18 protein-coding genes are annotated in these 22,351 nt (G+C 64.4%); 11 read left to right on the top strand and 7 right to left on the bottom strand.

All coding sequences use genetic code 11. The features are described 5' to 3' along the window. The first annotated feature begins 80 nt into the window (after positions 1–80). The 3 genes from QMB55_RS13380 (at position 81) to iadA (ending at position 3,265) form a co-directional block, all read left to right on the top strand. On the top strand, positions 81–314 hold the full coding sequence (locus tag QMB55_RS13380) for a hypothetical protein (RefSeq protein WP_497589219.1): 234 nt from the start codon (positions 81–83) through the stop codon (positions 312–314). Between the two features lie 411 nt (positions 315–725). Beyond that, positions 726–2,087: a C4-dicarboxylate transporter DcuC gene (gene dcuC, locus QMB55_RS13375; RefSeq protein WP_497589218.1), complete on the top strand. Its 1,362-nt coding sequence runs from the start codon at positions 726–728 to the stop codon at positions 2,085–2,087. Positions 2,088–2,098: 11 nt separating this feature from the next. After that, positions 2,099–3,265, top strand: coding sequence for a beta-aspartyl-peptidase (iadA, locus tag QMB55_RS13370; protein ID WP_497589217.1), 1,167 nt, complete (start codon positions 2,099–2,101; stop codon positions 3,263–3,265). Positions 3,266–3,324: 59 nt separating this feature from the next. Here the strand turns inward: iadA and QMB55_RS13365 are convergent, their stop codons facing one another. Both QMB55_RS13365 and QMB55_RS13360 read right to left on the bottom strand, forming a co-directional pair. Next, positions 3,325–4,182, bottom strand: a complete 858-nt coding sequence (locus tag QMB55_RS13365; RefSeq protein WP_497589216.1) for a MurR/RpiR family transcriptional regulator — start codon at positions 4,180–4,182, stop codon at positions 3,325–3,327. A gap of 176 nt (positions 4,183–4,358) precedes the next feature. After that, on the bottom strand, positions 4,359–5,600 hold the full coding sequence (locus tag QMB55_RS13360) for a DUF1015 domain-containing protein (RefSeq protein WP_497589215.1): 1,242 nt from the start codon (positions 5,598–5,600) through the stop codon (positions 4,359–4,361). Between the two features lie 309 nt (positions 5,601–5,909). Here QMB55_RS13360 and QMB55_RS13355 point away from each other — a divergent pair, with 309 nt between their 5' ends. Next, positions 5,910–6,359: a glycine zipper 2TM domain-containing protein gene (locus tag QMB55_RS13355; RefSeq protein ID WP_497589214.1), complete on the top strand. Its 450-nt coding sequence runs from the start codon at positions 5,910–5,912 to the stop codon at positions 6,357–6,359. Between the two features lie 114 nt (positions 6,360–6,473). Here the strand turns inward: QMB55_RS13355 and QMB55_RS13350 are convergent, their stop codons facing one another. Further along, positions 6,474–7,577, bottom strand: coding sequence for a 3-deoxy-7-phosphoheptulonate synthase (locus QMB55_RS13350; protein WP_497589213.1), 1,104 nt, complete (start codon positions 7,575–7,577; stop codon positions 6,474–6,476). Further along, a complete protein-coding gene (mfd, locus tag QMB55_RS13345) occupies positions 7,574–11,062 on the bottom strand; it encodes a transcription-repair coupling factor (RefSeq protein ID WP_497589212.1) in 3,489 nt (1,162 codons plus the stop codon). The genes QMB55_RS13350 and mfd overlap by 4 nt, the downstream gene beginning before the upstream one ends. A gap of 299 nt (positions 11,063–11,361) precedes the next feature. Here mfd and QMB55_RS13340 point away from each other — a divergent pair, with 299 nt between their 5' ends. The 7 genes from QMB55_RS13340 to QMB55_RS13310 all read left to right on the top strand — a co-directional run bounded on the left by QMB55_RS13340 (position 11,362) and on the right by QMB55_RS13310 (position 19,214). Continuing rightward, complete coding sequence (locus QMB55_RS13340) at positions 11,362–12,690, top strand: M20/M25/M40 family metallo-hydrolase (RefSeq protein ID WP_497589211.1); 1,329 nt, start codon at positions 11,362–11,364, stop codon at positions 12,688–12,690. A gap of 163 nt (positions 12,691–12,853) precedes the next feature. Beyond that, positions 12,854–13,975, top strand: a complete 1,122-nt coding sequence (locus QMB55_RS13335) for a branched-chain amino acid ABC transporter substrate-binding protein (protein WP_497589210.1) — start codon at positions 12,854–12,856, stop codon at positions 13,973–13,975. 187 nt (positions 13,976–14,162) lie between these two features. After that, positions 14,163–15,275: a branched-chain amino acid ABC transporter substrate-binding protein gene (locus QMB55_RS13330; protein ID WP_497589209.1), complete on the top strand. Its 1,113-nt coding sequence runs from the start codon at positions 14,163–14,165 to the stop codon at positions 15,273–15,275. A gap of 291 nt (positions 15,276–15,566) precedes the next feature. Then, positions 15,567–16,475: a branched-chain amino acid ABC transporter permease gene (locus QMB55_RS13325; protein WP_497589208.1), complete on the top strand. Its 909-nt coding sequence runs from the start codon at positions 15,567–15,569 to the stop codon at positions 16,473–16,475. Between the two features lie 4 nt (positions 16,476–16,479). Continuing rightward, entirely contained in the window at positions 16,480–17,724 is a 1,245-nt protein-coding gene (gene livM / locus QMB55_RS13320) for a high-affinity branched-chain amino acid ABC transporter permease LivM (RefSeq protein ID WP_497589207.1), read from the top strand. Next, a complete protein-coding gene (locus QMB55_RS13315) occupies positions 17,711–18,514 on the top strand; it encodes an ABC transporter ATP-binding protein (protein ID WP_497589206.1) in 804 nt (267 codons plus the stop codon). Before livM ends, QMB55_RS13315 begins: the two co-directional genes overlap by 14 nt. Next, entirely contained in the window at positions 18,507–19,214 is a 708-nt protein-coding gene (locus QMB55_RS13310; RefSeq protein ID WP_497589205.1) for an ABC transporter ATP-binding protein, read from the top strand. The genes QMB55_RS13315 and QMB55_RS13310 overlap by 8 nt, the downstream gene beginning before the upstream one ends. 71 nt (positions 19,215–19,285) lie before the next feature. Here QMB55_RS13310 and QMB55_RS13305 read toward each other — a convergent pair whose 3' ends face one another. From QMB55_RS13305 to QMB55_RS13295, 3 genes are all read right to left on the bottom strand, one after another. Continuing rightward, on the bottom strand, positions 19,286–20,107 hold the full coding sequence (locus QMB55_RS13305) for a Cof-type HAD-IIB family hydrolase (RefSeq protein WP_497589204.1): 822 nt from the start codon (positions 20,105–20,107) through the stop codon (positions 19,286–19,288). 38 nt (positions 20,108–20,145) lie between these two features. Beyond that, a complete protein-coding gene (locus tag QMB55_RS13300; protein ID WP_497589203.1) occupies positions 20,146–20,757 on the bottom strand; it encodes an HAD family hydrolase in 612 nt (203 codons plus the stop codon). Positions 20,758–20,910: 153 nt separating this feature from the next. After that, a partial coding sequence (locus QMB55_RS13295; protein ID WP_497589202.1) for a ribonucleotide reductase barrel domain-containing protein occupies positions 20,911–22,351 on the bottom strand: 1,441 nt, incomplete at its 5' end.

Here is a 22,351-nt window from a genome sequence, read left to right as displayed (position 1 = left end):
GCTTGACGCGCCTGACGCGCGCTTCTACGATGCGCCCTCTTGCGCCGCATTGGCGCGTTTCCCTGCTTTTATCGTCCGCCATGTCACGCGTCTGCCCGCACTGCCACTCCGCCCTGCCGGAAACCGATCGGCCTGCCAACCCCTGTCCGAAGTGCGGTAAAGTCGGCGCCGCCGCGCCCAGCGCCACCGAAGAGGCGACGACGACCTACCTGCCTCCGGTCAAGACGCCCTTCCGTTCGCGTTCGGTGTTGTCGCGCCTGCTCATCGCCGGACTCTTCATCGGCTGGCTGCTGATCTATTACTGGCCCGTCTAGGCGAGAACCTGAGATTGCCGGGCGGGCGTTGCCGGCCTGGAATCTCCGCCGTCCTGCCTTTCATCGAGGCTCTGCCTCGATCTTCACCTCAGCGTTTCCTGATTTTCTTTTCCCTCGTGCCTGGCTCAGCTGCGGGAGGCTTTGTCTCGCCCAGCCGCCGGGCGGCCCCCGCATTCCTGTCGCTTATGCAGCCGTGCATTTTGGTTTGAAAAAAATCTTGTGTTCTGGCAGGGGCGGCGCGCGATGAGATGAGGGGAATAACCCTTTCGCAAGACTGGAAAATATTTTTCAGTGTGATAGATTGTTAAAAAAAACAATTACAGCCATCGGTCGGCCGCATGCTCGGTCTTGCGGTTGGGCGCATGGGGTGCATCGACAAATTTCACAATCTTGCGACTTGGAGGTCAGGCAATGGCATTGCTTATCGCGTTTCTCGTTACCGCCACGGTGGGGTACATGGTGTTCAAGAACTACAAGGCCCAGGCGGTGCTTTTTCTTGGCGGCATCGTGCTCATGGCCGCGGCAATCCTGCTGGGTACGGCAGACATCCTCCCTGGCAGCAAAAGCACCGGTTTCAAGTGGTTCGACATCTTCGAGTTCGTGCGCAATACCTTCAGCAGTACCACCGCAGGCCTTGGTCTGATGATCATGGCCGTGGCCGGTTTTGCCCGTTACATGGACGAGATCGGCGCCAGCCGCGCGCTGGTGCGCATCGCCGTCAAGCCGCTCGGCAAGCTGCATTCGCCCTACATCGTGATGAGCGCCACTTATGTGTTGGGCCAGTTTCTCGCCCTGTTCATCCCGAGCGCCTCGGGTCTTGGGGTGCTGCTCATGGTGACGGTCTTTCCCATCCTCATCAGCCTCGGCGTGAGCCGTCTCTCGGCGGTGGCAGTGATCGGCACCACGCAGTCGCTGGACATCGGTCCGGCCTCGGGCAACAGCGTGCTCTCGGCCAAGAACTCGGGGATGGACATCACCACCTATTTCGTTGACCACCAGATACCGGTGGCGCTCTGCGTGGTGGCGACCGTCGCCGTGCTGCATTTCCTCGTCCAGCGCTGGTTCGATCAGCGTGCCGGGCATGTGGTTGAGAAGAGCGAGCTCGTCGCCGCCGATGAAAAGAACGATGATGTGCCGCTGATCTATGCGCTGCTGCCGATCATCCCGATGGTGCTGATCCTGACCTTCAGCAAGATGGCCATCGCGTCGATCAAGATGGACGTGATTACGGCCATGCTCATCAGTATCATGATCGGTATGATTTTTGAATATATTCGGCATCGTGACGCCAGGAAGGTGCTGGCCAGCATCCAGGTCTTTTTCGACGGCATGGGCGTGCAGTTCGCCACCGTGATCACCCTGATCGTCGCCGGCCAGATGTTTGCCGAGGGCCTGATCAAGATCGGCGCCATCAGCGCCATGATCGAATCAGCGCAATCGCTGGGCCTCGGTGCGACGGCGATGATCTTCGTGATGACCGCGATCATCGCCATCTCGGCGATCATCATGGGCTCGGGCAACGCCCCATTCTTCGCCTTCGCCGCCCTGGTGCCGACCGTCGCGTCGCAGATGTCGATCAACGCCGTGCAGATGCTGCTCCCCATGCAGTTTGCCGCCAGCATCGCACGCAGTGTCTCGCCGATCACCGCGGTCATCGTCGCCGTGTCCGGCATCGCCAAGGTTTCCCCGTTCGATGTCGTCAAGCGCACCGCCATCCCGATGGCCGGTGCGATGGCGGCCAACATCGTTGCCGGTTTCTTCCTGATCAACTAAGGAGGCTTCACATGTTCAAACTGCTCAAAAACGCTACCGTTTATGCCCCGGAAAAGCTCGGTGTGCTCGACGTTCTTTTCGCCGGCGAACGCATCGTGCAGATCGCCGAGCGCATCGAGGCGCATCCCGCCTACGGCGAGGTCGAGGTCATCGATTGCACTGGCTGTAGCCTGGTTCCGGGCTTTGTCGACCAGCACGTGCATCTCATTGGTGGCGGCGGCGAAGGCAGCTTCTCGACGCGCACGCCGGAAGTGATGCTCAGCGACCTGACCTCCTGTGGCATCACCACCGTGGTCGGCACGCTCGGCACCGACAGTGTCACCCGCCACATGACCTCCCTCTTGGCCAAGGCCAAAGGGCTCGAGGAGGAGGGCATCTCGACCTGGATCTACACCGGCGCTTACGACGTTCCCGTGCCGACGCTGACCGGCAGCGTGCGCACCGACCTGATCATCGTCGACAAGGTCGTCGGCGTCGGTGAGGTGGCCATGTCCGACCACCGCTCCTCGCAGCCGACCAAGCTCGATTTCGCTCAACTCGCGGCGCAGGCGCGCGTCGGCGGCATGCTTTCAGGCAAGGCCGGGGTGCTGCACATCCACCTGGGCGACGGCAAGGCGATGATCGACTGGGTCTTTGATCTGCTCAAGGAAACCGAGCTGCCGATCACCCAGTTCACGCCGACGCACTTCAACAAGAACAAGACGCTGTTCATGGAAGGCGTGCGTTTTGCCAAGGCCGGCGGCATGGTTGACATCACCACCAGCAGTTCGACCATCTCGCCGGGACGCATCCAACCGCCCGAGGCGCTGAAAATCTGCGTCGAGGAAGGTGTGCCACTCGACCGCGTCACCATGAGCTCGGACGGCAACGGCAGCCTGCCGGTGTTCGACGCCGCAGGCAAGCTGATGGGCCTCGTCGCCGCGTCTCCGGCCAGTTTGCACAAGGCAGTGCGCGACATCGTCCAGGCCGGCATCCTGCCGCTCGAGGACGCGCTGCGCCCGGTGACCTGCAACCCAGCGCGTTCGCTCAAGTTGCCGCGCAAAGGCGCGCTCAAGGTCGGCTTCGACGCCGACGCGGTGGTGCTTGATGCCGACCTCAAGGTGCGCGACGTCTTCGCCAAGGGGCGCACCATGGTGCGCGAGGCCACAGTCGTGGTGAAGGGCGTGTTCGAGAAGTAAACCTTGGCGAGCCCGGGGGAGGCGAGTCTTCCCTCGGGCAGGTTCGAATCAGCGAGGATTCAAGGCTTCGGTCCTGTGAGGTAGGGCGTGATCGAGTCGGTGTGCTCGACGGCGAGGGCGACCGCGTCCGGGTTCTGGCGCAGGACCTCGGCGAACAGGATTTCGCACAGCGCCTGCAGGGAGACGAGGCTGGCCGAAAGGACCGAGTGCGCGGCCGGCGCATAGAGGCAGAGGTCGGCTTCACCGGCCAGCGGTGCCGCCGGGGAGTCGACGATGGCCAGCACCCGGGCGCCACGCTCGCGCGCGGTGTGGGCAAGTTCGATGGTCGTTGCCGAGTAGCGAGGCATGCTGATTGCCACCAGCACGTCGCCGGGGCCGATGCGGGTCAGGCCGCGTGCGCTTTGTTCGTAGCCGCCGGCACCGGTCAAGGTGAATACGGCGTAGCTGTACGGGGTGAGCGCGTAGGCCAGCCAGTTGCAGACGTGCGCGGTAAGGCCGAAACCGAGAATGTAGATGCGACCTTGCGTGGACAGCATTTGCGCTGCGGCACGGATCGTCTCGGGCGGGTTTTCCTGGTACAGGCGTTCGAGGTTGGCGCAGGCCATGGCCACGTCGCGTGCCGGCGAATCGGCCTGCGGGTGGTTCTTTTCTTCGCGCAGACGCTGGATCGGGTCGATGACCGCGCGCATTTCTTGCGCCAGACGGGCGCGCAACTCGGCGAAGCCGGTGAAGCCGGCCGCCCGCGCGAGGCGATTGATGCTGGCGGTGGAGCCGCCCGAAGCCTTGGCGATCTCGACGATGCCGAGCGTGGCGGCCTGGGCGGAATGGCGCAGGATCCAGTCGGCCACTTCGCGCAGGGCCGGCGAGGCCTGTTGCGCGGCGGTGCGGATTTTTTCGAGCGGATCGACGTTGGGCATGCGCCCTCCCTGGGCTGTAATGGCCGCGCTGTCCGAGAGGGGGCTGCGCCGGTCAGGACGTGATCATAGCCAGAGACGCTGGGGGGCGGCAACCGTGGGCGAAGGATGGGCGGGTTTTTCACCGTTTGCCCAGAGCGCGTCCAGCGCCGCAAGTGACGCCGGACGCGGTGCAGCCATCAGTCGAGGACGTGCGAGACGAGGCCGTCGGCGAGCTTGGGTTCGAACCAGGTCGACTTGGGCGGCATGACTTGCCCGGCGTCGGCGACTGACATCAGTTCGTGCATCTGGGTCGGGAACATGGCGAAGGCCACGGCCATCTCGCCGCTGTTCACGCGCCGTTCGAGTTCGGCCAGGCCGCGGATGCCACCGACGAAATCGATGCGCGTGTCGCGGCGCAGGTCGGCAATGCCGAGGACGGGGGCGAGAATCTGTTCGGAGAGTACCGAAACGTCGAGGCGACGCACCGGGTCGGCAGTCGGGACGAGTTCGGGCTTGATCGTCAGCGCGTACCACTGGCCGGCGACGTACATGCCGAAGGAGCCGCCTTGTTTGGGGCTGACCGGGGCGGCCGAAGGCTCGATACGGCAGCGCTCGCCGATGGCGGCGAGCAGTGATTCGACGCTGTGGCCGTTGAGGTCACGCACCACACGGTTGTAATCCATGATGGCCATCTGGCGGGCGGGGAAAATGACCGACAGGAAATATTCCGCAGCGTCAGGCTTGCCCTGACCGCGCCGCGCGGCGGCGACGCGGGAGGCGGCGGCCGAACGGTGGTGGCCATCGGCGATGTAGAGGTTGGGCATGGCGTCGAAGACCTCGCCGATGCGGGCGAGGGTCGCCGCGTCGTCGATCAGCCAGACGGTGTGCCGGATGCCGTCGTCGGCCGTCAGGTCGGCGATCGGCGTTCCTGCAGTGGCCGAGGCGACCAGGCGCTCGGCTTCGTCGCTGTCCGGGTGGGCGAGCAGCACCGGGCCGGTCTGGGCGTTGAGTGCCTCGATCTGGCGCACGCGGTCATCTTCCTTGTCCGGGCGGGTGAATTCGTGCTTGCGGATGCGGTTGGTGTCGTAGTCGGCGACGGAAGCGGCGGCGATCAGGCCGGTCTGGGTATGCCCGCCCATCACCAGGCGGTAGGCGTAGTAGCGCGGCGCGGTGTCGCGCAACAGGATGCCTTGATCGATCAGGGCGCGCAGGTTCTCGGCCGACTTGGCGTAAACCTCCGGCGCGTAATGGTCGACCTCTGGCGGAAGGTCGATCTCGGCCTTGGAGATATGTAGGAACGAGTAAGGTTTGCCGGCGGCACGCTGGCGGGCCTCTTCGCTCGAAAGGACGTCGTAGGGCGGCGCGGCGACCGCGGCGGCGTGCGCGCTTTGCGGACGCAGGCCGGTGAACGGTCGGATCATGGGGCGGGCGGTAGTCAAGCGGTTCTCCTTCGATGACATGACCTGATGGAAATGGGGTGCCCCGGGGCAAGCTGCTGTGGCGGCGCGTTCAAGCGTGCGCCGCGGCTCCGGGGCGGAGTGTCGTCATTCTAACGCAGTGCAGCCGGTCTGGCCCCGCCGGCCTCGTCCTTTGGCGGGAGCGTCCATCACGCCTGGTCTTTTCGCCGCCGCGGCTCGGTAACAGTTTGTAAGTCGTGTCTTCCGTTTTTCGACCTTCGGCGTTAACACCGACAAGCAGAATCGCTTGCCCGCCGGGCAAGCCCGCAAGGCAGCAATGGAGAGCCAACGATGAACAAATGGACTAATGGGGCACGTCGGACGATGGCCGTTCTGGGGGTGGCGTTCGGCCTCCTCAGCGTGTCGGCGCAGGCCGACGACCGCGTGCTCGGAGCGGTGATCGGCGGCAGCGCAGGCGCGGTGATCGGGCATACGGTGAACGGGCGCAACGGCGCGCTCGTCGGCGGGGCCTTGGGGGCCGCAGCCGGTGCCGTCATCGCCGCCAGCGATCGCGGGGATTACCGTCACGGCTATTATCCGCCACCTCCGCCGCGCCCGTACTACCGCCCTTACGTTGAATACGTGCCGCCACCCGCCGTGATCTACCGGCCGCCGGTGGTGGTCGTGCAGCCGGCGCCTTACTACAGCTATCGCGATGGTCCGTACTACCGGCGCGGCAAGCACTACCACCATCACTATTACTACGGTCACCGTCGTCATCGCGACGATGACGACAACTGATTCCTGAGCCAGCGTCGATCCGACGCCGTCCCGGTTTAACGCACAAGGCCGCTGACGCATTCCGTCAGCGGCCTTGTTTTTTGGTCCTTTGTTTGTCGTTTCCGACGCCGAGGCTCAGGCCGTAGTGAGGCGGGCGGGCAGGGCTTCGCGCAGCAGTTGGGCCGCCTCGCGCAGCATGTTGGCGGTGGTGTCCCAGTCGACGCAGGCGTCGGTGACCGAGCAGCCGTAGCGCAGTTGCTTGAGGTCGGCGGGGATCGGCTGGTTGCCGGCGACGAGGTTGGATTCGATCATCGCGCCGACCAGGGATTCGCTGCCAAGCCGCACCTGATGCACGACGTCGGCCAGCACCAGCGGTTGCAGTTCGGGCTGCTTGAAGCTGTTGGCGTGCGAGCAGTCGACGACGATGTTGGGCGCGAGGCCCGCTTTTTCGAGGATTTCTTCGGCCATGCGCACGCTTACCGTGTCGTAGTTCGGGCGGCCGTCGCCGCCGCGCAGGACGACGTGGCCGTACGGGTTGCCGCGGGTACGCACGATGGCCGAGCGGCCTTCGCTGCTCAGACCGAGGAAGCTGTGCGGCCGCGAGGCCGAGACGATGGCGTTGATGGCGATGCCGATGTCGCCGTTGGTGCCGTTCTTGAAGCCGACCGGCGTCGACAGGCCGGACGACATCTCACGGTGGGTTTGCGATTCGGTGGTGCGGGCGCCGATCGCCGTCCAGCTGATCAGGTCGCCGAGGTATTGCGGCGAGATCGGGTCGAGCGCTTCGGTTGCCGCCGGCAGGCCCAGTTCGGCGATGTCGCGCAGAAAGCGACGGGCATTCTCCATGCCTTTGTCGATCTTGAACGAGTCGTCCATGTCCGGGTCGTTGATGTAACCCTTCCAGCCCGTCGTCGTGCGCGGTTTTTCGAAGTAGACGCGCATCACGAGGAGCAGCGTGTCCGACAGCTCGTCGGCCAACGCCTTCAGACGGCGCGCGTAATCGAGGCCGGCGATCGGGTCGTGGATCGAGCAGGGGCCGACGACGACGAAAAAGCGCGGGTCCTTGCGGTCGAGGATGTTGCGCAGCGCTTCGCGCCCGGCCATGACCGTATGCTTGGCTTGGGGGGAGAGCGGCACGCGGGCGTGGATGTCCTCGGGCGAGGGCATGGCCTCGAAGTCGAGAACGTTGACGTTCTCGATGTCCGGCGTGTCGAGGTTGGTCTTGTCGGGATGGTTCATGGCTTCAGTTTCCTCAGCAGATCCTTGACGGCCGCGACGCGCTCGGCGAGCGTCGGGCAATGACGTTTGAGCAGGAGTTTATCCTGCCCGGCGAGGCGATAGTTCCGATCCTTCTGGATCAGTTCGATGATGCGGATCGGTTCGATCGGGGGATTGGGTTCGAACTGAACGAGCACCTGATCGATGGTCGCGTCGAGCTTGACGATGCCGAGCGGCCGGCAGAGCAGGCGCAGACGGTGGCTTTCGAGCAGCGACTGCGCCTGGGCCGGCAGCTCGCCGAAGCGGTCAACGAGCTCTTCGTGCATCGCCGCGATGTCGTCGATCGATTCGCAGTTGGCGAGGCGCTTGTAGAGCGAGAGCCGATCGTGAACGTCGGGCGCGTAGGCGTCGGGGAGCAGGGCCGGGATGTGCAGGTTGATCTCGGTGGCGATGCCCAGCGGGCGCAGCAGGTCCGGTTCCTGCCCTTGTTTGAGCGCGGTCACGGCGCGGCTGAGCATGTCGGTGAATAGCTTGAAGCCGACTTCCTGCATCTCGCCCGACTGCTTGTCGCCCAGCACTTCGCCGGCGCCACGGATTTCGAGGTCGTGCATCGCGAGGTAGAAGCCGGCGCCGAGTTCGTCCATCGCCTGGATCGCTTCGAGGCGCTGCTTGGCCTGCTTGGTGAGTCCGGAAGCTTCTTCTCCGCCCGGGGTGAGCAGGTAGGCGTAGGCCTGGTGGTGCGAGCGCCCGACGCGGCCGCGCAGCTGGTGCAGCTGGGCGAGGCCGAACTTGTCGGCACGGTTGATGACGATGGTGTTGGCGTGGGCGTTGTCGATGCCGGTTTCGATGATCGTCGTGCACAGGAGCAGGTTGGCGCGCTGCTGCATGAAGTCGCGCATCGTGCGTTCGAGTTCGCGCTCGTTCATCTGCCCGTGGCCGACGACGATGCGCGCCTCGGGCACCAGCTTGGCGAGCTTCTCGCGCATGTTCTCGATGGTGTCGACCTCGTTGTGCAGGAAGTACACTTGGCCGCCGCGCTTGAATTCGCGCAGCAGCGCCTCGCGCAGGATGCCGTCGGAAAGCTTGGTGACGAAGGTCTTGATCGCCAGCCGTTTCTGCGGCGCGGTGGCGATCACCGAGAAGTCGCGCAAGCCTTCGAGCGACATGCCGAGCGTGCGCGGGATCGGGGTCGCGGTCAGGGTGAGCACGTCGACCTCGCTGCGCAGCGCTTTGAGCGCCTCCTTCTGGCGCACGCCGAAGCGGTGTTCCTCGTCGATCACCACCAGCCCCAGGCGCGGGAAGACGATGTCCTTCTGCAACAGCTTGTGCGTGCCGATGACGATGTCGACCTTGCCCTCGGCGAGGTCTTTCAGCGCCTGCGTCGTCTCCTTGGCGGTCTTGAAGCGCGAGAGTTCGACAACGCGCACCGGCCAGTCGGCGAAGCGGTCGCTAAAGGTCTGGAAGTGCTGCTCGCAGAGCAGGGTGGTCGGGCACAGCACGGCGACCTGCTTGCCGCCGGCCACCGCGCAGAAAGCGGCGCGCAGCGCGACTTCGGTCTTGCCGAAACCGACGTCGCCGCAGACCAGGCGGTCCATCGGCTTGCCCGACTTCATGTCGGTGATGACGGCCTCGATGGCCGCGGCCTGGTCGGGGGTTTCCTCGAAGCCGAAACCGTCGGCGAAAGCCTCGTAGTCATGCACGCTGAATTCGAAGGCATGCCCTTCGCGCGCGGCGCGGCGGGCGTAGAGGGCCAGGAGCTCGGCCGCGGTGTCGCGGGCTTGCAGCGCAGCGCGGCGCTTGGCTTTCTCCCACTGCGGCGAGCCGAGCGCGTGCAGCGGCGCGGCGTCCGGGTCTGCGCCCGAATAACGCGAGATGACGTGCAGCTGCGACACCGGGACGTAGAGCTTGGCCTCGTCGGCATAGTGCAGTTCGAGGAATTCGGTTTCGCCTTCGCCGAGGTCGAGGTGGATCAGGCCGCGGTAGCGGGCGATGCCGTGCTGCTCGTGCACCACCGGGTCGCCGATCTTGAGTTCGGTCAGGTCGCGCAGCCAGGTGTCGAGCGAGGCCTTGCGCTGTGCGCTGCGACGACTCTTGCGCGAGGGGCTGCCGGCGTAGAGCTCGGCTTCGGTGACGAAGGCCAGGTCGCCGAGGATGAAACCGTCATGGAGCGGTGCGACGCCCAGCGCGAGGCGGTTGTCCGCGGCCAGAAAGCCCGCCAGATCGGCGCTGGCGGCCGGCCGCAGGCCATATTCGGCGAGCAGTTCAGCGAGGGTTTCGCGCCGCCCGGGCGATTCGGCGAGCAACAGGATGCGGCCGGGATGTCCGTCGATAAAGCCTTTCAGGCGCGAGAGCGGGTCTTCGGCGCGGCGCTCGACGGCCAGCGGCGGCAAGACGGCCGAGGCCTGTGCAGTGCCGAGTTCGGCGCGCTGCAGGACGAGGCGCGCGTAAGGCGCGGCGGCGACGAAGAAGGCTTCTTCGGAGAGGAATAATTCGTCCGGCGGCAGCAGCGGTCGGCCGGGCTCGCCCGAGAGCAGGCGATGACGGGACTGGGCATCCTTCCAGAAACCCCGCAAGGCCTCGGGGACGTCGCCGTGCAGGCAGAGGCTGGCGTTCGCGGGCAGGTAGTCGAAGAGCGTCGCCGTCTCGTCGAAGAAGAGCGGCAGCCAGTATTCGATGCCGGCCGGGGCGATGCCGTTCGAGATGTCCTTGTAGATGCCCGAGCGCGCCGGGTCGCCCTCGAAAACTTCGCGGAAGCGCTGGCGGAAGCGCGCCCGGCCTTTGTCGTCGAGCGGGAATTCACGTGCCGGCAGGAGGCGGATTTCGTTCACCTGCGCCAGGGTGCGCTGGCTATCGACGTCGAAGGTCTTGATGCCTTCGATCTCGTCGTCGAACAGGTCGATGCGGTAGGGCTGCGGCGAACCCATCGGGAAGAGGTCGATCAGGCCGCCGCGGATCGAGTATTCGCCGGGCGAGACGACCTGGGTGACATGGGCGTAGCCGGCCAGCGTCAGCTGGGTGCGCAGGGCTTCGGCGTCGAGTCGTTCGCCGACCTTGAGGAAGAAGGTGTAGGCCGCGAGGTAGGCCGGCGGCGCGAAACGATAGGCGGCGGTCGAGGCCGGCACGAGCAGCACCTCGCATTCGCCGCGCGAGATGGCGTAGAGCGTGGCCAGGCGTTCGGAGATGAGGTCGTGGTGTGGCGAAAAGCCGTCGTAGGGCAGCGTTTCCCAATCGGGCAAGAGGCGAACCTTTAACGCTGGCGCGAACCACGGAATTTCCTCGAGCAGGCGCTGCGCATCGGCGGCAGTGGCAGTGAGCACCGCCAGCATCTCCGGCGCGGCCGCCGCGCCGGGCGGGCGCTTGAGCTGGGCGAGGTGAGCGATGGTCAGGGCGTCGGCTGAGCCGGCATAAGGCGGCAAGGCCGTGCGTTCGCCCCGCCGCGCAGGCGGCAGGGGCAGCGGAAGGTGTTGGGAGAGCGTGGGCAGCGGAGCGGAGGTGGACGTCGACACGGCGGATCGGGGCTGATGAGTACGGGGAAGACGACGACAAAAACAACGGTGAAGCGCTCGATTATCGCGCAAAACGCGGCGTGTGGCCGCCGTTTTGCTCGTTTTACGCTGTTCGTCAGGGCGGTGCGGCGCAAAACTTCGAAGGTGCTTGAGTTTTGTCGGCCCCGGTTTCAGAGTGGATGCGGCGATGCGCATCGGCAGCGGATCGCTTTCGGGCGCGTCCCTCTGGGCAGGGTACAAGGTTCAAGGACGGTTTAAGGGCAGATTCAAAACCAATGGAATGGAAAAGGGAGGGCAAGATGCACGACAGAATGCAAAGCAGAACGGGTTGGAGCCGCCTGCGGACGGCCTCGTTCCTGGCCTTCTTCGCGGCAAGCACGGCCGGGGCAGTGGAAATTTCGCCCGCCGTGACCGAGGCTTACGCGGCCATGGCCGGGCACACCTCGGTCAAGACGGCGCTGGCTTTCATCAAGGCCGACGAAGCGCGTACGCTGGCTGAACAGAAACAGATCGTCGCCATCCCCGCGCCGCCCTTCAAGGAAGCGCGGCGTGCCGAGGATTTCCGCCAGCGCCTCGCGGCCGCTGGACTCGCGAACGCACGCATCGACAAGGAAGGTAATGTGATTGCCGTTCGCTCGGGGCGGGGCGGCGGGCCGAAGCTGGTGGTCTCGGCGCACCTCGACACTGTCTTTCCCGAAAATACCGACCTGACGGTGACCGAGAAAAACGGCCGCCTCTACGCCCCGGGGATCGCCGACGATACGCGTGGGCTGGTCGAACTCCTGTCGCTGGTGCGGGCGCTCGACGCGGCGAAGATCGAGACTGTCGGCGACTTGTGGTTCGTCGGCACGGTCGGTGAGGAAGGGCTGGGCGATCTGCGCGGGGTGCGTGCGCTGTTCGCCGAACATCGGAACTTCGATGGCTTCATTTCGATCGACGGCTCGACGCCGGAGCGCATCACTTACATCGCCGTCGGCAGCAACCGTTACCGGGTCAGCTTTTCCGGACCAGGCGGGCACAGTTTCGGCGCGTTCGGACGCCCCTCGGCGATCCATGCGATGGGGCGGGCGATTGCCAAGATCGCCGAGCTGCGTCCGCCAGCGAAGCCGAAAACCACCTTTACCGTCGGCACCGTGGCCGGAGGCACCTCGATCAACTCGATCGCCGGTGACGCGGTCTTCGAACTCGACATGCGCTCGGTCGGGATGGACGCGTTGCTGGCCTTCGAGGCGCAGGCCCTGCAAGCGATCCGGACGGCCGTCGACGAAGAGAACGCGCGCTGGAAACACGAGCGCCAGGTCAGCGTCAACATTGAACCGGTCGGTTCGCGCCCGGCCGGCAGCCAGGCCGCCGATGCGCCGATCATCCAGGCGGCGATGCTGGCGATCGGCTCGATTGGCCGAAAACCCATGCTCGAAGCGCCGGCCAGCACCGATGCCAACCTGCCGATCAGCCTCGGCATCCCGGCAATGACCGTCGGGCGCGGTGGATCGACCGGCGACAACCACGCCCTGAGCGAATGGTACGACCCGACCGACGCCTATCTCGGGGTGCAGAAAAATCTCCTGACCGTGCTTGGCTTGGTGGGCGTCGCCGGGGTTTCGCCGCCCATCCTCGAGCGGCGTTGAGGGGTGTGACTCCGAAACGGGCAGCGGCTTCGGCGTCTGCCTGTTTCGGAAGAATCTTGCCCGTTAATGGCGATGATTCGATTTTGCGTCCAAAAATTGACCTCTCCTTGGAATTAATTTACCGTCAATGGTTTTTTGGCCGTAGAAGCAAGGAGAGGAAAGAATGTTGCAAAAAGCGGTTCGCAAGTCCGTCGTCATGGCGCTGTCGCTGGCATTTTGTTCGTCTGCCGCATGGGCGAACGAGGTCATCAAAATTGGTCTGGCCGGCCCGCACACCGGCGATCTGGCGCCCTATGGCCTGCCGACCAAGGCTGCGGCGGAAATGGTGATCGCCGAGGTCAATGCCGCGGGCGGGATCAACGGCAAAAAAGTGGTGCTGGTTCCGGGGGACGACCAGTGCAAGCCTGAGCTCGCGACCAACGTCGCGAGCAAGCTCGTTTCGGAAGGCGTCAAAGTGGTGATCGGCCACGCCTGTTCGGGCGCGACCAAGGCCGCGCTGGGCATCTACAAGGGCGCGAAAGTCACGGTGATCAGTCCCTCGGCAACCGCACCGGTGCTGACCAAGGGCGGTGAGTACCCCAATTTTTTCCGCACCATCGCCTCCGACGACGAGCAGGCCATCCTCGCCGCGAATTTCGCGACGACGACGCTCAAGGCCACCAAGGTGGCGGTGATTCACGACAAGGGTGACTACGGCAAGGGCTTTGCCGACTTCGCCAAGGACGCGATCGACAAGGGGGGCAAGGCCAAGGTCGTCGCCTATGAAGGCATCCAGCCAGGCGCCATGGACTATTCGGCAGTGATTCAGAAAATCCGCAGCGAAGGCGCGGACACGGTGATCTTCGGTGGCTATCACCCCGAAGCGTCGAAGCTGCTGACCCAGATGAAGAAAAAGCGGATGAAGCCGAATTTCGTCGGCTCCGACGGCATCAAGGGCGACGGTTTCATCAAGATCGCCGGCAAGGACGGCGACGGCGCTTACGCCACCGGGCCTCAGGACGTGACCCGCAACCCGCTCAACGCCAAGGCGCGTGAGGCGCACCGCAAGCAGTTCGGGCAGGAGCCCGGAAACTACTTCGACCAGGCCTATGCGGCGACGCTGACGGCGGTCAACGCCATCAAGCTGGCCGGCGGCACGGAGCAGGTGGCACTGGCCAAGGCCTTGCGCACGCACATTGTCGAGACTCCCATCGGCAAGATCCGCTTCGATGCCAAAGGCGACGTCGAAGGGGTCGGTTTCTCCGTCTATCAGATGAAGGGCGGCGCCTTCGTCGATCTCAAGTAGTCCGGCTGATGCCCCCGGCAGGCCGCAGTTTGCCGGGGGCAGGCGAAGCGAAATGCGTCGGGAATAATCGGGTAAAGATTGACCGATTTGGGATATTTATATTAACTTTGCGTCTTGGTTTTGGCATTTTGTGCCTTTTTTGTGTGTGGTGCCCTTTGTCCAGGAGAGCTTTGATGCAAAAAAATCAATGTTGGCTTCGCTGAGCGCGCTCGCTGTCCTGACCGCTGCGCTTTGGGCGCCCCAGGCGGGCGCCAACGACGTGATCAAGATCGGGGTGGCCGGCGCGCACACCGGCGATCTCGCGCCCTACGGCCTGCCGACCAAGGCGGCGGCTGAGCTGGTGGTCGCCGAGACCAACGCCAAGGGCGGGATCAACGGCAAGAAGGTCGAACTGGTGGCGGCCGACGAGCAATGCAAGCCGGAACTGGCAACCAACGTGGCCAGCAAGCTGGTGTCCGAAGGCGTCAAAGTTGTCATCGGGCACATCTGCTCGGGTGCGACCAAGGCGGCGCTGGGCATCTACAAGAGCGCCAAGGTGATCGTGATCAGCCCGTCGGCGACCAATCCGCCGCTGACCAAGAGCGGCGAATATCCGAATTTCTATCGCACCATTGCGTCCGACGACGACCAGGCCATCCTGGCCGCCAACTTCGCCACCGAGACCCTGAAGGCGAAGAAGGTGGCCATCGTTCACGACAAGGGCGACTACGGCAAAGGCTTCGCCGACTTCGCCAAGGACAGCATCGAGAAGGGCGGCAAGGCCAAAGTGGTGACCTACGAGGGCATCCAGCCGGGCGCGATGGACTACTCGGCGGTGATCCAGAAGATTCGCAACGACGGCGCTGACACGGTGATCTTCGGCGGGTATCACCCCGAAGCATCGAAGCTCCTGTCGCAGATGAACAAGAAGAAGATCAAGGTCGCCTTCGTCGGCCCGGACGGCGTCAAGGGCGACGGCTTCCTCAAGATTGCCGGCAAGGACGCCGAGGGCGTCTATGCCACCGGTCCGAAGGACGTTTCCAAGCTGCCGCTTAACGCCAAGGCGCGCGAAGAGCACATCGCCAAGTTTGGCAAGGAACCCGGCACCTTCTTCGATCAAGGTTATGCGGCGACGCTGGCCGCGCTCAACGCCATCAAGGTGGCCGGCGGCACGGACTACGACGCGCTCGGCAAGGCGCTCAAGAGCAGCCCGGTCGATACCACCGTCGGCAAGATCAAGTTCGACGCCAAGGGCGACGCCGAGGGCGTGGGCTTCGCCGTCTATCAGGTGAAGGGCGGCAAGTTCGCCGAAGTGAAGTAAGACGTCTTCCTGGCGAGCCCGGCTGACCGCGGGCTACGCCGTCATTGAAGTTGTGGTCCGGGAGGCGGTCGACGACCGTCTCCCTGATTTTTTTAACGGATCCGAGAGAGATCCGAACCGGAGTTGCATTCAGTCGGATAAGCCGGCGGTGTGCCGAAGATCGTGCTGAAGCGCGGTCAGTCGGGCCGACGAGTTTGGACGGGTGAGGGCGACACCGTATGGGGCGTGCATCCGAGTGTCCGGCCATGGGCGGCACTCATCGAATCGAGTTCTAAAGGTAAGCATTTTTTCATGAATTTCTCATACTTTTTCGAGCTGCTCTGCGGCGGGATCGTCAAGGGCAGCATCTATGCCCTGATCGCGCTCGGCTACACGATGGTCTACGGGATCATCCAGCTCATCAACTTCGCCCACGGCGAAATCTACATGGTGGGCGCCTTCGTCGCCCTGATCGTGGCCGGGATGCTCACGCTCTCCGGCTACAGCGGCATGACGGTGCTGTTGCTGGCGGCCATCGGCGCGGCGATCTACGCCGCCGCCTACGGTTACACGCTGGAGAAAATCGCCTACCGGCCGCTGCGCAACGCGCCGCGCCTGTCGCCGCTGATCAGCGCGATCGGGGCCTCGATCTTCCTGATGAACTACGTCCAGCTGGCGCAGACCCCGGACTTCCTGCCTTTCCCGGAACTCGTTCCGGACCTGCCTTTCCTGGAGCCGATCGCGCAATTCGTCAGCGCCGTCGACCTGGTCATCCTCATCGTCACCACGCTGACCATGATCGCGCTGAGCGTGCTCATCAAGTACACCAAGGTCGGCAAGGCCATGCGCGCAACGCAGCAGGACATGGTGATGGCGCGCCTGGTCGGGATCAACGTCGACCGGGTGATCTCATCGACCTTCATCATCGGTTCGGTGCTGGCGGCCATCGGCGGCGTGCTGATCGCCTCGCGCACCGGCCAGATCAACACCGCGATCGGCTTCATGGCCGGCTTGAAGGCCTTTACTGCGGCGGTGCTCGGCGGTATCGGCAACATTCCCGGCGCGGTGCTCGGTGGCCTGGTCCTCGGCATCGCGGAAACCCTCGGTGCCGGCTACATTTCGAGCGCCTACGAGGACGTCTTCGCTTTCGGCCTGCTCGTCCTGATCCTCATCCTGCGCCCCGCCGGCCTGCTCGGCAAGGCCGTGAAACAGAAGGTGTAAGGCCATGGCGCATCTGAAACGTTCGCTGGGCATTGCCCTCTGGTTCATGTTCCTCACCTTGCCGCTGATGGTGGTCAAGGTCAATACGCTCACCAATGAAGTTATCTGGCGCTGGTCCAACCTGGCGTGGATGGGCGGCGGCGCTTTTGCCATCGCCTGGCTCTGGCAGTTCATGATCGAACGCCGGGCCAACAAGCGCGCCGCGGTCTCCGCCGAGGCGCACCCCGAGCAAGACAAGCCGACCGTGGCCCAGCGCCTGGCCGACGATCCGGTGCTGATGCGGCGCGTGCTCTACGTCGCGGCCATCGTGGCCATCGTCTTCCCATGGTTGGTGTCGACCGGGCAGAACTACTACCACGTCAACGTGATGGTCAGCGCGCTGATCTTCGTCGTGCTCGGGCTCGGACTCAACATCACGGTGGGGCTCGCCGGCCTGCTGGACCTTGGCTACATCGCCTTTTTCGCGGTCGGTTCCTACACCTACGCGCTGCTCAGCAAGCACTTCGACCTCGGCTTCTGGACCTGCCTGCCGCTCGGCGGGCTGATGGGCATGCTTTTCGGCATCGTCCTCGGCTTTCCCATTCTGCGACTGCGCGGCGATTACCTGGCCATCGTCACCCTCGGGTTCGGCTCGATCACCAAGATCGTGCTCGAGAACTGGGACACCGTCTTCGGCGGTGCCGCCGGCATTGCCGGGATTCCGCGTCCGGATTTCTTTGGCATTGACCTGGACGGGCGCCAGAAGGCGGTTTACACGTACTACATCGTGCTGGCGCTGGTCGGGCTGACCATCTTTGCCACCAATCGGCTGAAGAATTCGCGCATCGGCCGCGCCTGGATGGCGCTGCGCGAGGACGAGATCGCCAGCGTGGCGATGGGGGTGGATATGGCGCGGACCAAGCTCTCGGCCTACGCGCTCGGCGCTTTCTGGGCCGGCCTCGTCGGCGTGGTCTTCGCTGCGCACAACAACTTCATCAACCCGGACAGCTTCACCTTCATGGACTCGGCGATGATCCTGGCGATGGTGGTGCTGGGCGGCATGGGCTCGATCCTCGGGGTGATCATCGCCTCTCTGGCTTTGAAGCTCCTCCCCGAATACCTGCGCGCTTTCGCCGAATACCGGATGCTGATCTTCGGCCTGGTGATGGTGCTGATGATGATTTTCCGGCCGCAGGGGCTGATCAACAATATGCGTCGCAAATACGAATACGACACGCTGGAAGGAGGGCGCGACGATGGCGGCAAGTGAAAAGAAAAAGCTGCTTGAAGTGCGCGGCCTGACGATGGATTTCGGTGGCCTGCGCGCCATCGACAACGTTGGCCTCGACATCCATGCCGGCGAGATCGTCGCCCTGATCGGCCCCAACGGCGCCGGCAAGACGACCTTCTTCAACTGCGTGACGGGCATCTACACGCCGACCTCCGGCGACGTGCTGATCCACCCGCCGCATGGGCAGACACGCCGGATCAACGGCATGAAGCCGAACAGCATCACCGAGCTCGGGATGGCGCGGACCTTCCAGAACATCCGCCTGTTTCCGGCGATGACCGTGCTCGAGAACGTGATGATCGGCCGCCACTGCCGGACGCGCACCAACATGCTCGACGTCATCTTTGGCGGCGCCAAGGTGCGACGCGAAGAGCGGGAAACGGTCGAGAAGAGCTACCAACTGCTCAAAAAGGTGGGGCTCGCGCAGGTGGCCAACGAGTACTCGCGCAACCTCTCGTATGGCGCCCAGCGCCGACTGGAGATTGCCCGCGCACTGGCCACCGATCCTTTCCTGCTGCTGCTCGACGAGCCGGCGGCCGGGATGAACCCGCAAGAAACGCTGGAACTCGACGAGCTCATCGCGCGCATCCGCGCCGAGGGCGAGGTCGCCATCCTGCTCATCGAACACGACATGAAACTGGTGATGAACATCTCCGACCGCATCTACGTGATGGAATACGGCAAGGAAATCGCGAACGGGACGCCGCGCGAGATCAAGGAAAATCCGCGCGTCATCGAAGCTTATCTCGGCGAGGATGCTCATGCTTGAAGTCCGCAACATCCAGACCTACTACGGCAACATCCAGGCGCTGAAGAACGTTTCCCTGACCATCAACGAAGGCGAGATCGTCACCCTGATCGGGGCCAACGGCGCCGGCAAGAGCACCACGCTGATGTCGATTTCCGGCGTCACGCCGCCGCGGCACGGCGAGATCCTGTTCCGGGGGCAGCCGATCCAGGGCCTCGGTGCCGACCGCATCGTGCCGCTCGGCATTTGCCAGGTGCCCGAAGGGCGGCGCATCTTCCCGCAGATGAGCGTGCTCGAAAACCTGGAAATGGGCGCCTACCTGCGCAGCGACAAGGCGGCGATCAAGGCTGACATCGAGCAGGCCTTCGAGCGCTTTCCGATCCTCGGCAAGCGCCGCAACCAGGCGGGCGGCACGCTCTCGGGCGGTGAACAGCAGATGCTGGCCATTTCGCGCGCGCTGCTCTCGCGTCCGGCGCTGCTCCTGCTCGACGAACCGTCGCTGGGTCTGGCGCCGCTGATCATCAAGCAGATTTTCGAGATCATCAAACAGATCAACGAGGAGAGCGGGACGACGGTGTTCCTCGTCGAACAGAACGCCAACCAGGCGCTCAAAATCGCGCACCGCGGCTACGTGATGGAAAACGGCCAGATCACGCTGGAAGACAAGGCCGAGAACCTGCTCAGCAACGAGGACGTGAAGAAAGCATACCTCGGCATGTGAGGTGGGGAATGTGCGTTAAAAAAACAAAGCCGGCTTTCGAGCCGGCTTTGTTTTTGCCGCAGGCGTCAGCCTTACTCGAGGCGCAGCACGCTGCGAATGGTGCGCACCACGCCGTTGTCGTCGTTGCCCGGCGCCTGGTAGCGGGCCGCGGCCTTGAGCCTGGGGTGGGCGTTGGCCATGGCGTAGGAATACGCGGCCTCGTTCATCAGTTCGAGGTCGTTGAGAAAGTCGCCGAAGGCCATCGTCTGCTCGCGCGTGATGCCGAATTTTTCCTGCACATGCCGGATGCCGCTGCCCTTGTTGGCGGCGGGCACCATCACGTCCATCCAGTGCGGCCCCGAAACGGCCACCTGATGCGTGCTGCAGAAGGGCGCAAAGGCAGGATAGATGAGGCGTTCGGAGGCATCGCGGGCGAACACCGCGAGCTTGAGGATGTCGTCCTCGACGGCCTGCAGGTCGGGAACGATCTCCAGGCGGTGATAGTACTTGGCGACTTCGGCGGCGAACGCCGGGGCGGTGGTCTCGATGTAGGCCGAGCGCTTGCCGCAGAGGACCATGTCGACTTCGGGGGCACGGGCTTTCAGGGCGCGCCCGGTCTCGACCAGGCGGCGGGCGTCGTCGTGCGCGAGCGGGTCGGACGACAATTCCTCGCCGCGATAGACCACATAGGTGCCGTTCTCGGCAATGAACACGAGCTCGTCGGCGATCTCGGAAAAACGGCTCAAGAGGCTTTCGTACTGGCGTCCGCTGGCTGGGCAGAAGAGGATGCCGCGCGCATGCAGGGCTTCGATCAGCGGCCAGAAGTCGTCGTGGATGCGGTCGGTGTTGTCGAGCAGGGTGCCGTCCATGTCGCAGGCGATCAGGCGGATGTCCGGGGCAGCAGGGTCGTTCATGGGTCGAAAGGGCAGGGTCGCGGGTAGGAACGAAAAATCTAAAGGCGGACGCCGAGCGCGGCCAGATCGAGTCGCGTCTGTTCGGCAGAGTGAAAGTGGATGGCGTGCATGCCGATCGCCCGCGCACCGTCGACGTTGTGCAGGCTGTCGTCGATGAAGGCCGCGTGCTCCGGAGCGACGGCATGGCGGTCGCAGAGCAGGCGGTAGATGGCCGGGTCGGGCTTGATCAGTTTTTCCGTACCGGAGACGACGATGCCTTCGAATTCTTCGAGAAAGGGGTTGAGGCGGATGGCGCGCGGGAAGGTTTCGGCCGAGAAGTTGGTCAGCGCCAGTGTGCGGTAGCCGGCGGCGCGCAGTTGCCGGGCAAGGTCGACCGAGCCCTGGATCGGCGCGGCGATGGTCTTTTCCCAGTGCTCGACGAAACTGGCGAAAAGGTGGGCGTAGTGGGGGAAGCGGGCGCTGGCCTCGGCGACCCCGTCAGCAAAGCGCTGGCCAGCATCGTGCGCGGCGTTCCAGGCGATGAAATCGGTTTCGGCGAAGAAGCGGTCGATGGCGGCCTCGTCGGGCAGCAGACGGGAAAAGAGCCAGCGGGGGTTCCAGGGGATCAGTACGTTGCCGATGTCGAAAATGACGGTGTCGATGCGGGGCATGATGTCGTCCTGTAAAAGATGCATCCTACACCCATTCACCGCGGCTGTCGGCGTACGCCGGTGCATACGCTGTAGTGCGGTGCGGAAGAAAAAACGCGCACCGAAGCCGGTGCGCGTTTGCCATGTGGGCACCCTACGGTGTCGTACCGTGTGTCAGCCGCAACTGCCCACGGCGCCGCAGGCGGTGCAGAAGTCGCAGCCGTCCTTGCGGATCATCGTGTGGTTGCCGCATTCGCCGCACAGTTTTCCGGCCGTGGGCTTGGGCGAAGTGGTGTCGGACGGCGGCTGGAGGATGCCCATCTGCTGCAGCGGGAAACCGTGTTCATCGAGGATGCCGAGCATCGCGTAGCGGTGAATGATGAGGTGTGCGATGTAGGCGACCGTCGACGGGTAGGTCTGTTGCTTGCGGGTGCCGGGCACGAAGGCCATGAAGTCGCCGAGCGGCTCGGGGTAGTCGAGCAGCTTGCGCAGCTTCATGCCGATCCAGGCCGGATCGAGGACGCGCATGTCGAGCGACAGGAGCTTGGTCAGGCCGTCCAGGGCGCGCGGGTAGTTGCCCGAGAGCCACACCGAGTACGGGCGCGTGACGCCGTCGGGCAGGGTGATTTCCTTGAGGCCGAGGACGAAGTCTTCGTTGGTCGCCGGGTTGAAGACGTCAACCGTCCAGGACAGCGTGCCGTCGGTGCCGGTCTTCGGCTCCTTGAGGCTGAAGAGGGCGTCGAGCACCGGCGTCGGGCCTTCGTTCTTGAAGAAGCCGAGCTGATCGACGCGGAATTCGATCAGGCGAGCCATCGCCGAGACGACCGAGGGCATGCGCTTCTTCTCGCCGAAGGGCGGGAAGGCCATGTCGAAACCGTCGCCGTTGGGCGTCTTGGCCAGCGATTCGAGCTTGAGCGCCAGCCAGCCATGATCGTTGGCGCGCATGTCCATCGACAGCGTCTTGGCGACCGCGCCAAGGCCGCGTGGCGCGGCGGGGCCGTTGACCCAGGCTTCAAACGGCCACGAGCGGCCTTCCTGTTCGACGTGGCCGACGAAGAGGGCGAATTTGCCGTGCTCGCCGTCGATCATGTAGGTCCAGGCCATGTTGCCTTCGGGCAGGTTGGGGCGGCCGGGCCAGCGCAGGCTGGAGAGCACCGGCGCCGGCAGGTTCTTGATCGACAGGCGGCGGTTGGCGTCGCCGTTGATGAAGTCCTGCGGCGCCTTGGCCGGGTCCGGCTGCTCGACGGCGGGCTTGGCCGGTTCGACCGAGAGCACGGCACCCAGCACGCTGTTGGGGCGGTAGGTGGCAAGGCCCTTGAGGCCGGCTTTCCAGGCGCTCATGTAGAGGTCCTGGAAGTCCTCGTACGGGTAGTCGGCCGGGACGTTGACCGTCTTCGAGATCGAGGTGTCGATGTAGGGCGCGACCGCGGCGACCATGTTTTTGTGCGCTTCGGCGGAAATCTCGAGTGCAGTGACGAAGTAGTCCGGCAGGTTGTCGACGTCGCCGCCCTGGTGCTTGTAGAGGCGCCAGGCGTAATCCTCGACGGCGTATTCCTTGAGCGTGCCGTCGGCCATGCGCTTCTTGCGGTTGTAGGTCCAGGAGAAGGGCGGTTCG

It is taken from the genome of Propionivibrio sp. (genome assembly GCF_041441355.1).
Taxonomy (GTDB): Bacteria; Pseudomonadota; Gammaproteobacteria; order Burkholderiales; family Rhodocyclaceae; genus Propionivibrio.
This window is presented reverse-complemented; position numbering and strand designations above follow the sequence as displayed.